This is a genomic window from Wolbachia endosymbiont of Tuta absoluta, assembly GCF_059414725.1.
The window spans coordinates 1-12,632 of the sequence record NZ_JBNRJY010000071.1 but is presented as its reverse complement, the minus strand read 5'-3'; the positions used below and the strand labels follow the sequence as shown (position 1 = coordinate 12,632).

Here is a 12,632-nt window from a genome sequence, read left to right as displayed (position 1 = left end):
ATGTGTTCAATGGCTTGATTATTCGAAACTTTTCAACGCCGAGGGGTCTTCCACAAAATACGAGTTACTATTTTTACACTTTTAGTGTTTTCTAACACCAGCAACTTTTTTTTATCCCCTGTTATATAGTTTGGATCGATCATTTTTAGGTTATCAAATCTGATAGAGTTGCGTTGCTTAAGAATTAACTCTTTTAATTTTTCAACAGAGGTTTCAGCAACAGAGTTATTTACTATCATTTCCAACATGGTACCGTGAAGAGTTTGCCAGTCATATTTAACTTGCAGATAAATATGTAAAGCAGTGATATCACTATAGCCTATAAGAATTTTTTTGTTTTGAGCAATTCTTTCTTTTTTATCATTGGGTAACTTTTCTAGATAGGGAATTAGCCGAGAAGCCCCTTCTCCTCCTCTGATACACCAAATTATTTTGCTATCATCAGTGAGCGCATTAACCAAATCATTCGCTCTAAACTCATCAGAGTTAGAATAAAATGGGTTGTCATTACTGTATATTTTCTCCGAAATGTGAGGATTAAAACCCAAAGTTTTTACGGATTCTTTTATAGTGGGCAGATCCGATTCTTTTCCCTTCGAAGAAGGAGCAATAATATCAACTTGATTTGCAGGATTAGTGAGTAAAAGGCATAGAAAATAAAGAATAAAGGAATACATTAAAATATCTTATGAAACTCTTGCTTTAATATATCATCTAATTCGCAAAGAGAAACTTTTACTCCTAGTTTTTCCATTGATGTAACGCCGTAATCTTTTAGTCCACAAGGAATAATACCCTCATAGTGGGAAAGGTTTGGAGAGACATTAAGCGCTATGCCGTGATAAGTTACCCATTTTCTCAAGCGAATGCCAAAAGCTGCTATTTTTTCTTCTACTCCGTTGTTGTTCACCCAAATGCCTATTCTATCTTCCTTAAATTCCCCAAGTATATTAAAGTGTTTTAAAACATTTATGATCCAATTACTTAGGTCTCTGATATATAGTTTTATGTCACATTTGTTTCTTTTTTTAAGATTTAGCATTAAATATATAATGCGCTGCCCTGGTCCGTGATATGTATATTTACCACCCCTACCTGTTTTATATATAGGAAATAATTTTTCAATAATGTCATCATCTGTTGCACCGATTCCTGCTGTGTAAAGTGGAGGGTGCTGGAGCAGCCATACTAGCTCATCAGACAAATTATTGTAAATTTGTTGAATTTTTGCTTCCATGAATTTTATAGCATGGTTATAATCAGTAAATTGGTTAGAGATTAGCCATTCTGTCATGTTCTATTTCTTTAGGTCTATCAATGTCATTCCAGCGCTTGACACTGGAATCCAGAAATTTAATTGTAGATAGCACACTGAACTGGTGAGCATAGTTGCTTTACGCTAAAAGGAACGTATTTGACTAAATTGTATAAAAAGATGGATCCTAGTGTCAAGCTACTTGGATGACAAATATGGGCTACTTGAATGGCACTATCGCAAACGAACTAGTGTCAGCTACTCAGATGATATCATTCTTGTAACACCAATTGATATAATTCAACTATAATTTTAATCTTTTAACAAATTTAATTTTTCAGGAGGCACATATGAATTTTAACATTTTTCAAAGAAAGAAAAGCAGTGAATACTCTGCTTTGCAACTAATGATGGAACCAAGTTGGAGTAGGCGTGATTATGTAAGTTTTGCTGAGGAAGGTTACATAAAAAATGTTATTGCCTTTCGAGCAATTAATATGATCGCAAGTGCTGCATCTTCGGTACCTTTTATTCTCTGCCAGCTTACTGACCAGGGAAAATCACAACTAAAAGCACATCCGTTACTGAAGTTACTTTATTCTCCTAATCCAATGACATCAAAATCAGAATTTATTGAGGGGATTGTAACTTATCGGTTAGTTAACGGCAATTCTTATATATTGATGATTGAGCTGCAGAACAAACCAACAGAGCTTTATCTTCTGCGCCCTGATAGAGTTGAAATTGTTCCGGGGAGAAGTAACGTTCCTTATGCCTATCGTTATACCGTAAATAACAACAGTTATGACTTTAAAGTTGATAAATTGACTGGGCGTTCAACAGTACTGCATCTTAAAACCTTTAACCCTTTGAATGATTGGTATGGACTTTCACCAATTGAGGCAGCTGCATATAGTATAGATCAGCATAATCAGGCTGGTGCTTGGAATCAGGCAATGCTGCAAAATGGAGCAAGACCAAGTGGTGCAATAGTTGTGAAATCAGAAAAGGATGGAAGCGTTGGAAACTTAAGTCAAGAGCAGTACCAACGCTTAAAAGCGCAGATAAATGATCATTACTCAGGTCCTGTCAACGCTGGAAGACCGATATTACTTGAAGGAGGTTTAGAGTGGAAGGAAATGAGCTTATCACCGAGGGATATGGATTTTATTGAGTCAAAACATAGCTCAGCTCGTGATATTGCGCTAGCTTTTGGCGTTCCGCCGCAGTTGCTTGGCATACCGGGTGATAACACTTACAGTAATTTAGTTGAAGCACGTCTTTCCCTTTGGGAACAGACGATTTTACCAACGCTAGAAAATATTATCTGTCACCTGAATTCTTGGCTAGTGCCCAAGTTTGGCAAAGATTTATGTTTGTCATATGATAAAGACGCGATAGAAATTCTAATGGAGAAAAGACAAAAGATGTGGAAATACGTGCAAAACGCAAGCTTCATGACGCTCAATGAAAAAAGAGAAGCTTTTGGCTTGCAACCGTTACCCGGTGGTGATAAGTTGAATTGATGTTTATATAGTATAGATATTTATACTAAGCTGTAAGAAATTAGAGGTATTTTATGTATCAAGAACAAGAAAATTCAGTAAGTAATTCTCGATTGACTCTTCCTCATATGGAATTATCGTTGAGAGCCAAACAAGATACTAATCCAACAGATAATGAAGGTCTTGTCCCTTTACATTATGCTGCTTGCGGAAATCGCTTAGAGCAAGTGAAATTATTGCTTAAAAACGGAGCAAATGTTAATGCATTGGATAATTATGGTTTTACTCCTTTACATTATGCTGCTTCCATAAATTGTAAAGAGGAGGTGGAATTATTGCTTAAAAACGGAGCAGATATTGATGTAAGAAATCATTTCGGTGCTACTCCTTTATATTTAGCTGTTCAGGGAGGCCATGAGAATGTGGTAAAATTATTGCTTAAAAACGGAGCAAATATTAATATAGCAGATAATTCTAGCAAGACTGTTTTACATTTATCTGTTCTCAAAGGCCACACAGAGATAACAAAGTTATTGCTTGGAGATATGGAGACTCCAAGTACAAGCTGCATCGATATAAGCATTGAAGAGTTACAAGTAACTAGTAAGTCTTATTATTAGAGGGTAGATGAAGTTTACTATCTCCTAAATCGTATCTGTTCAGATTCATGTGAAATCAGTCCTTTTTTTCTTGTCATGAAAGTAGCTGACACTGGGATCCAGTTTGACGAAAGCGCTCTACAACGTTTTTTGTGAAAAAGCCAGTGTCAGGCACTGACCATTTGTTGCTACGTTTTTGTCTATCTTATTTTGCCACCCTGCTGAACGGATACCCTAAATCATGTAGCTAAATGAGTTAACTATTTTTCTTGCTAACTAAGGTGTTGTAAATTTGGTCTACATCAAAACTCATCTTAGGGCACCAAATAGGGCCATCTAAGTGTGCCTCGATATAAAGAGGACTATTATGATTTGGTAGTATGAAAAAGAGTCTGAATATAGAAGTTAAGGAGAACTTAGATAAGATTAAATTAGAAGAGATAGAACCTGATGCTTGATCGATACTAAACTGTGAACTAGTTGAACATACACCACTGTTAATACTTACTTTTCCATTAATATTTTCAAAAAGCGTACTGCCATTATATATATCAACGTAAGCAAGCTTGGAAATTTCAGGTTTATTCTTACTGCTTAACAACTTAGTGATGAATGAATTAAAATCCACATTTGTAAACTCTATTTTCTGTGCTTGAAAGTTTACATTTCCTGATAAGTTACTAGCCCAATCATCAAAGCTTGTCCCTTGAGTTTTGATTTCACCACTTAAGCTTATCTTGTCATTTATGTTATTAACTCCTATAACTTCCTTGGTGTCCAAATTTGCAATAGAAAATTTTATGTGAATTGAGCCTGCTTTTAGATAACCCTGAAAAAACATTTGTCCATGTTCTAGTATGTAACTTATCTTTTTGATAGTGATAGTGCTGTTTCTTATCACTGTATCCAAGTTAAAATCTTTTAAGACGTTTTGCCCAATTTTAAATTCTGTAGTTTTGATTTGCACGTTTGCATCAAAATCTCCTTTCTCATCTAAAAAATTAAGCTGCTTTGTTGACCATTGAATTTGATTTATTTCATTTCTTGAGTTTCTTTTTACCTCTAATAGTTTTGGTAATTTAAAGATATTTCCATTAAATTTATTACCTGTAAGGTTTACGTCTAATAAAGGCTTAGTGTATTTTTGATCCACTAATATTTTTACACTACCGGTAATGTCGAAATTTTCTCCGAATAACTTTATTTTATCTGCAACTAGCTTGTTCTCTTGTATTTTTAATGAAAAATCCAAATCTTCAATTTTTGTACCATTGAATATAGAATCTTTAACACTAGTTCTTATATTTACATCATATTTAATATTTTTCAGCCATTGCACTTTGCTGAATAATGAATAATCATATTTATCTATATTAATGTTATGTATGCTAAATTTACTATCGATCATATTGTGTTTTTTTGTGTGATTTACCTTAATTGATCCTTGCCAAGATTCTTTGTTATTTAGCAATCTGATATCTGAAAGAGATAATATTCTAGGTGCTAAATATAGTTTAGAACTTGCTGTAAATTGACTTTTCTCTCTTTCTTGCATCTTGATAGAAGGTAAAATATGTGAAATGAACGACTCACCCTTTATCAATATATCACCATTAAATTCGGACAAGTTGCCATTGTTTGAAACTTTTCCTGATAAGCGAGATATATTATTGGTTCCAGGAAACTGAAGAAGAGTATCAACGTTTATTTCGCCATTAGCAAATTTTAGCGTAGCATGAAATTTGTCCAATATCCTGTTTTGATATTGAATATTTGAAGCTTCCATATTAAAATCCAAGCTCAGGTTCTTTGGCACAACCTCTCTAAAAGATTCTAAAAGACCCTTCATATCTGTTGTTTTGTGTGAGCCGTTTTTTAGGTCGACTTTACTAAAACTAATATTGATATTAGTATGATCACTTTTTCTATCATTTTGTATTATACCAGTGCCTTGCATGCTTTTGGACTCAATTTTTAAATCAGTTGCCGTAAACTCGCTTTCATTGAGATTGATATTGGATGATATCTCAATATTTTCGCTGGGAATCACATAAGAAAGGAAGCTAAGATTAATGATTTTTGCCAAGCCGCTCATAGAATCAGAATTATTATTAATCGTCAATACTAAATTGCCCTTGAGCTCTTCTTGATTTCTATTACCTTTAAATAGCAAATTTGCAAAATTTGAATCAACACTAATGTGTACATTATTTTTTGTGACATTAACCTTTCCAGAAAAATCGTAATTGTTGTCACCAATCTGTACTTCACCAAAAAACTGCTTATTTTTTTTTATAGCAACTTCCTTGATATTAATAGTATCGGCGTTAAAACTTATTTGGCTGTCCTTTATTAATATATCAACTATATTATCATTGGCTTTCGTATTTATAATATTAAGTAAATTTTCTTTGTTGCTTTTCATGCCCAAAAATGAGATTGACTTTGGTTGCAATGAAAATGAAAACAACGATGGCCTTATTTCAATTTTTTTTGCACTAATTAAATCTGATAATTTTTGCTCCTTGTTTTTGTTGTATTGTACATATACATTGTGAATAGTAAGTTTTGGAGTAATGAGCGAAACTTCAATTTTTCCTCCAACATGTACTTTAGCATCATACGTCTTCTCTAACTCTTTTACGATATATTCTCTGTAGCCACTCCAATCCTTAAAAGTTGCAGCAACGTGCATGAGAATTAATAGCAACGAGATTGATAATATGGCGTATAAAGAAAGTTTCATAATAGACCTCTCATTCCAGCATCCCTTCTCTTCTTGTCATCCCAGTTTGGGATCCAGGAAATTTGATTAGACATTAAGTTAATTAGCAAAAAAGTAGCTATTCTTATGTTAAAGCACAGCATTTTTACATGAGAAGCTGGTCTGATGAGCACTGGGTTCCCAGTGGAAATTGCTCTCAAACCACAACACTTATACAGTTGTGTGTGTGACACTGTGATCCAGTGTGACTTAAATAAGGTTTTCCAGATTATATAATCAACAAAATTTCTGGATCCCAGTGCTTGACACTGGGATGACAGGAATAGGTTATGGGATGAAAGAAGTGGATATTGGAATAGTAGCTGAAATGACATATAGCAATACAAAGGGTGTAATTTACACATATTTCAAATTATTCAAATTTCCTCTAAAAATCAGGTAAAGAGTGCTAGAATAAATAATAACACTCAAAGCTATTAAAGTTACTAAATAAACAATACGAGCTAGCCCTCTATCGAAAAACAACCCTGCTGATAAGTAATTAGAGAGATAAAGAACTATTGACATAACCAATGTTGCAGTGAGAATTTTTACAATATTTAGTAATAATGCTTGGCTAAGCTTATACATCTTATTTATTGTTAAATAATTAATCAATAAAATAGAATTTATCCAAGTGGAAATGGAAGTAGCAATAGCAATTCCTATATGTTGGTATTTGTTCATTAATAGGAGATTTAGTATTACGTTAATTCCAAGGCACGTTAATGAGAACATAGTTGGTATTTTTAGCTTTCCCCTAGCAAAGAATGTGGGTAGCAATACTTTATTTATAATAAATGCGGGTAAAGAAAGAGAAAATGCTACTAATGTAGGAACAGTTTGCTGCACTGCATAATAATCAAATCGGCCGTAAGAAAAAAGCGTAAGTAAAATCATGTCAGGAATAATGATAAAAGCAGCAGTTATTGGCATAATTAATATTAACCCTATATTAAGGGCCTTGTTCTGTATTTTGACTATATTCTCAGTATCATTTATTCGTTTTGAAATCATAGGAAGAAGTACTGTACCAATTGCAGTGCCAATTACTCCTTGCGGTAGTTGATTTAGTCTATCGGCATAATATATATAAGAAACTGCATTTGGTATAAAACTCGCCATGATTGTGTCAATCCATACACTTATTTGTATTACACAATTGTTGATAATTGCAGGTATTACACGCTTGAAAAACAACTTCACTTCGTTACTTAATTCTAAACTAAAAGAAAAGAAAGCCTTTAATTTGTATGCACTAAATATTATTAAAAGTAGCTGCAAAATCCCTCCAATCAGGACGGCTATAGAAAGGTTATGAGCCGGTGTTTCAATGTAAGGTAAAAACAAACTGATGATTAAACAGAGGTTCAAAATGATTGGTGAAATAGCTGTTGAAGCAAAATGCTGTTTTACTTGCAACATTCCACCAATAAGTGATGCGATTGACACGAAGATTATGTAGGGCATCATAATTTTCGACAAAGTTACAGTAAAGGTAAATTTATTTTGGTCAAATCCAGGAGTGAAGATTTTGATCATGTAAGGGAAGAAGGTTTGTGTGATAAGGCAAAAAATTACTAGAATAATAAACGTAATGGATATTACACTACTTGCGAAATTAAATGCCTTTTTATTATCATATGACTCTGCAGAGTATAATGGTATGAATGAGGTAGTAAATGCCCCCTCTGCAAAAAACGATCGAAATAAATTAGCAAAGCGAAACGAGGAAAAGAATATATCTGCAAGAGAGGTTGCACCAATAACCGTAGCAATCAATACATCTCTTATTAGCCCTGAGATTCTTGAAATAGCTGTAAAAAAACTAAATGTGAAAATACTTTTAAACATATCATGGTGTCAATACGATTGAGTATAATGATAAAAGCATGAATGAAAATATTTAAAACCCTCTGCAAAAGGAGGTAACTTAAATAATTAATTGACTATTTGTGCTCGTATGTTAAAAATTTTATATCTTGGCGGGCGTAGCTCAGTTGGTAGAGCGTCAGTTTGTGGTACTGAATGTCGCCAGTTCAATCCTGGTCGCTCGCCCCACTCAAAATTTTCACTTTACATAAATATAAACATTAGATATTTTTGCACGGCCGTTAGCATTCCTTGTTGCTCTAGTATTTAGATGGTGGAGGGGAAGTTTGCAATTTAGAGTAAAAATGATGCCTATTAATTAGTGAGAGGGATTGTATGTATATTTGTTTGTTAGCTTATAGTATAGTGTCAGCACTAGGAATATTAGCTTGGTGGTTGAGTTTTGACACTTCATCACCTTTAGCCATAGGTGCAATTGCTGGTTCTATGGCTCTAGCATTGATTGCGGTTTTGCACGTAGGATGTTTGCTATATAAGTTTTGCAAAAGAGATCCTATTGAGGAAGATCATGGAAAAATAGCAATTTTTTTGGGTATGGCTATACCTATAAGTACTATGATTGGGGCAGTGCTTAATGCAAGTGTGATTGCTGTTCTTCCTAACCCAGTAGTAACAGTGATTATCTTAGTAAGTGCAATAACAGGGCTAATAGCAACAATTATGGGGGTTTATGTAGCCACATCTTTAGTGCATTGTGCAGATGAAGCAGCAATTACATTTGCAGCAAGTGCAACTTCGATTACAGATTCTACATTTGTTAGAATATCTCAGGAAGAAGAAGTGGATGAGCGTATTACCTCTCCTACAGTTGAAAAAGTTTCTTCTGTAAAAGAGACGATAATTTGAGCTAAGTTAGTTTGTAACACTGGAATCTGTAAAATTTGACATCAATCACTGATAGTTGGAATATTATAGATTAGGAATTACTCAAGAAGATGCATAAGTACGACGTAGTGGTAGTAGGTGGCGGTCATGCCGGGTGTGAAGCAGCTACAGCTGCAGCACGTCTTGGTGCAAGCACGCTACTTATAACTCACAAAATTTCAACTATAGGAGAGATGTCTTGTAATCCAGCAATTGGAGGAGTTGCAAAGGGTGTTGTAGTTAGAGAAGTAGACGCCCTTGATGGAATAATGGGGAGAGCTATCGACCGAGCAAGCATACACTCGGTCGTTTTAAATGGCAGCAGAGGCGCAGCAGTATGGGGCCCACGTGCACAAGCAGACCGAAAATTATACAAAAAAGCAATACAGGAAATTATTCTAAATTATAACAACTTGACAGTAAAAGAAGAGTCAGTTGACGATTTTCTTATCGAAAGTGATAGCAATGGAGAATCTTATATAAAAGCTGTAATAACAGACTCAGGTGAACGTATACTGACAAGCAGAGTTGTTTTGACTACAGGGACTTTTTTACGTGGTGTGATTCATATAGGAGAGCAAACAACTCCTTCTGGAAGAATAGGAGATAAACCTGCAATAGAGCTTGCAAACACGCTAAAGAAGTATGATTTTAAACTGGGCAGGTTACGTACCGGAACTCCACCGAGGCTTGATCGTGGCACTATAAACTGGTCGGTATTACAAGAACAAGTGGGTGACAATCCACCTACACCATTTTCTTATCTTACAGAGAAAATTAACCAGCCTCAGGTTTCATGTTTTATTACTCATACTAATGAACATACACACAGAGTAATTCGAGAGAATCTTCACAGATCAGCTTCTTCATATTTAGATAACGTTATTGCACCAAGATACTGCCCATCAATTGAAACTAAAGTTAAAAAATTTGCAGAAAAAAATAATCACCAAATATTTCTAGAACCAGAAGGGATTGATGATAACACTATATATCCAAATGGAATTTCAAATTCATTGCCCATCGAAGTGCAGTATGAAATGATAAAGAGTATAAAAGGGCTTGAAAATGCAGAAATATTAAGACCTGGATATGCAGTTGAATACGATTATATCGATCCACGAGAGCTATTTCATACTCTCGAAACTAAGAAAGTTAAAGGACTATATTTTGCTGGTCAAATTAATGGTACCACTGGATATGAAGAAGCAGCTGGGCAGGGAATTATTGCCGGAATCAATGCAGCACTCTCTTTATCTCAAAAAAGTTTTGTTCTTCATCGTACAGACTCATATATCGGTGTAATGATAGACGACTTGGTCACTAAGGGAATTACCGAGCCTTACAGATTATTTACCTCGCGTGCAGAATATAGACTGTCAATCAGGTCAGATAATGCAGATAGAAGATTGACACAAAAAGGTTATGACATCTCTCTTGTGTCGCATGAGAGATACTCTGTTTTGCAGGGTAAACTTAAATCCATTAAGCAACTTGAGGAGAAATTAGAGAGCCTAACAATTACTCCTGAGCAGCTCAGGTCCTATGGCATTAAAATATCTTATGATGGAATAAGAAAAACAGCATTAGATTTGCTCGGTTATCCAAATATTGACTGGAATAAATTACGAGAAATATGGCCAGAGTTAAACATGGGTTCCAGTGTCAGCTACTTGCATAACGCCAAAGCACCTCTTCCTGTCATCCAAGTAGCTGACACTGGGATCCAGTACTTGAATGATGATGGAATGGATGCAGTTGACACTGAAAAAAATGTAGATTCCAGCGTCATGTGCTGGAATAACACTATAACTGATAGCATAGCCAAGAATGAAATATATGAAGCAGTTGCAATTGAAGCAAAATACAAGCCTTATTTAGTAAGACAAGAAGCAGATATGAAGTTTCTACAAGAGGAAGTTAATACTCAAATTCCAACTAATTTCAACTACTCACAGATTAAAGGCTTGTCAACTGAAGTGATAGAAAAGTTGCAGTCAATAAAGCCAGCAACAATTGGTATTGCGAAGCAAATACAAGGTATCACTCCAGCAGCGATAGTTAGCATATTAGTGTACCTTAGGAATAAGAAAACGAAAATAGCTGCTAATTCTGCGTAACATGTCAAAAATCGAAGAATTTCGCTCTTTTATGCACGAAATAAATGTTGATACATTTATGTTGAATACTAAAGACGAGTATTTAAATGAATATTCAAAAGAGTTAGCAGAGTTATGTGGCTTCACGGGAACAAATGGGCTACTTATCGTTACAAAGAGTAATAAGTGCCCATTTTTTACAGATGGACGCTATATCACACAAGCTCGCAGTCAGCTCGATCAGGGCAGTTTTCGAGTATATAATATACAAGAAGAGGATCCACACAAATGGGTAAAAGCAAACTTAACATTGACTACCTCACTGGGTTACTATCCGCAATATTTTACTATGAAGGACATAAGAAAATATGAAGGCATTTGTAAACTAGTACCATACTTAATTAAAAAAGATAGTAGTCATAAAGCACAAACAATAGTCTCACATGTATCTGGTGAGAGTGGTAAGGATAAATGTGAAAGAGTAGCTAAAAACATAGAGGCTGAAGCAGTGCTTCTGACTGATCGATCCACATAAACTAAGGTAGGTTATTCGTCAGTTCGCAAGCCATCTTGCCCAGCTAGCTCTGCGGCTAACACATGCGTTCCCCCGTTTCACGGTCGATGTTGTAGTTATAAAATAAAATGCGGACGTGTCTGTCTGTCCGTACCCCGTACCGCTGTGAAGCGGTCACTGCTCCGACAGCTGGGATGGAATCATGGAAATGTAGCAGACGAAAGTACGAGTGATAGCAGGAGCAGCCCGGTTTTATGGACGTATAAAAAGTATGCGCAGTGTGTATCGTTAACCCAATATTCTATCGGACTCTTTATATGATTAGAATTTTTGAACGTATCGAATACTCTATCGGAACCTTTGCGATATGGTTAAAATTTCTGAAAATAGACATGACTGTAGATTAAACGTATAAATGCAATATTTTCTAAGCATTCCGCTTCTAGCCATGATGAAAACGTAATATAAGAATAACTGTAGTATAATATAGTGGACACGTACGCAGGATATAAGACTTCCTCCTTTTTTAATAAAGTATTCCAAATAAATTATGGAGATCGATCGTCCCTTGCCCGTGAACTTTGCAAGTGTATCTTATCCTACGCGGGCAGGGGACGAGCCGCGGTAGCGCAGATGGAAGAGGCTTTGCCAATAGTAAATTTCGACGTTTCATAGGGCCCAGAAGCGTTTACTCCAATATCCCCCCGCCCCGAAAAACATAGGTACTCTGACATAGGTATTCGTTCAGGGCGGTTAGCGGTACATTTCTTCTTCACCTGAAACATATAATTATATCTTATCAAAAAATGAATACATTTAATTGATTAAAAATTGTTAAAACACTTCCCGTGTTATGTATAAAATTTTGGAAAACCCGCCTTTTTTTTAACCGTGGCTATGATTTGAACCTGCGACTTTTTCCTTTACTAGTGGCGACGCCTCATCCATGTGGGCTTCCGCGGATCGATCATTTTACTTCAACACCTTTTTTATTCATGTCATCTATTAGGCAGTTCTCTGTCTTGTCGTTCATCGCTGCGTAATTTTAACGCACTGTATCGCATACGTCTGTCAGACGTAAGGAAATTCGGTAGATATGTAAAGCATAGCTGGAAGACATAAAATAAGAAAACTATTTG

7 protein-coding genes, 1 tRNA gene and 2 pseudogenes are annotated in these 12,632 nt (G+C 35.3%); 6 read left to right on the top strand and 4 right to left on the bottom strand.

Features of this window, described 5'->3' with window-relative positions; translation table 11 throughout:
• Window positions 1-134 precede the first annotated feature (134 nt).
• Together ACJ5GX_RS00785 and lipB are read right to left on the bottom strand one after the other, a co-directional pair.
• Window positions 135-677, bottom strand: a pseudogene (locus tag ACJ5GX_RS00785) (LD-carboxypeptidase); the annotation flags it as partial.
• A complete protein-coding gene (gene lipB, locus ACJ5GX_RS00780; RefSeq protein WP_052264792.1) occupies window positions 677-1,294 on the bottom strand; it encodes a lipoyl(octanoyl) transferase LipB in 618 nt (205 codons plus the stop codon). The gene lipB and the pseudogene ACJ5GX_RS00785, both read right to left, overlap by 1 nt.
• A gap of 311 nt (window positions 1,295-1,605) precedes the next feature.
• Between lipB and ACJ5GX_RS00775 the strand changes: the two genes are divergently transcribed.
• Together ACJ5GX_RS00775 and ACJ5GX_RS00770 are read left to right on the top strand one after the other, a co-directional pair.
• Complete coding sequence (locus ACJ5GX_RS00775) at window positions 1,606-2,781, top strand: phage portal protein (RefSeq protein WP_007302071.1); 1,176 nt, start codon at window positions 1,606-1,608, stop codon at window positions 2,779-2,781.
• Between the two features lie 53 nt (window positions 2,782-2,834).
• Window positions 2,835-3,380 (top strand): ankyrin repeat domain-containing protein, encoded by a 546-nt coding sequence (locus ACJ5GX_RS00770; protein WP_007302070.1) that lies wholly within the window; start codon window positions 2,835-2,837, stop codon window positions 3,378-3,380.
• Window positions 3,381-3,615: 235 nt separating this feature from the next.
• Here the strand turns inward: ACJ5GX_RS00770 and ACJ5GX_RS00765 are convergent, their stop codons facing one another.
• Window positions 3,616-6,105, bottom strand: coding sequence for an AsmA family protein (locus tag ACJ5GX_RS00765; protein ID WP_495292586.1), 2,490 nt, complete (start codon window positions 6,103-6,105; stop codon window positions 3,616-3,618).
• A 375-nt stretch (window positions 6,106-6,480) separates the two neighbouring features.
• Window positions 6,481-7,977 carry a murein biosynthesis integral membrane protein MurJ gene (gene murJ / locus ACJ5GX_RS00760; protein ID WP_026097235.1) on the bottom strand — a complete coding sequence of 499 codons (1,497 nt, stop codon included), beginning with the start codon at window positions 7,975-7,977 and terminating at the stop codon, window positions 6,481-6,483.
• Between the two features lie 131 nt (window positions 7,978-8,108).
• Between murJ and ACJ5GX_RS00755 the strand changes: the two genes are divergently transcribed.
• From ACJ5GX_RS00755 to ACJ5GX_RS00740, 4 genes and pseudogenes are all read left to right on the top strand, one after another.
• Window positions 8,109-8,184, top strand: a tRNA-His gene (locus tag ACJ5GX_RS00755).
• 147 nt (window positions 8,185-8,331) lie between these two features.
• The gene (locus tag ACJ5GX_RS00750) at window positions 8,332-8,862 is read left to right on the top strand and encodes a hypothetical protein (protein WP_007302066.1); all 531 of its coding nucleotides are present in this window, start codon (window positions 8,332-8,334) and stop codon (window positions 8,860-8,862) included.
• 89 nt (window positions 8,863-8,951) lie between these two features.
• Window positions 8,952-11,000 carry a tRNA uridine-5-carboxymethylaminomethyl(34) synthesis enzyme MnmG gene (gene mnmG / locus ACJ5GX_RS00745; protein WP_019236692.1) on the top strand — a complete coding sequence of 683 codons (2,049 nt, stop codon included), beginning with the start codon at window positions 8,952-8,954 and terminating at the stop codon, window positions 10,998-11,000.
• Window position 11,001: 1 nt separating this feature from the next.
• A pseudogene (locus ACJ5GX_RS00740) lies at window positions 11,002-11,502 on the top strand (aminopeptidase P family N-terminal domain-containing protein); the annotation flags it as partial.
• Window positions 11,503-12,632: the final 1,130 nt, after the last annotated feature.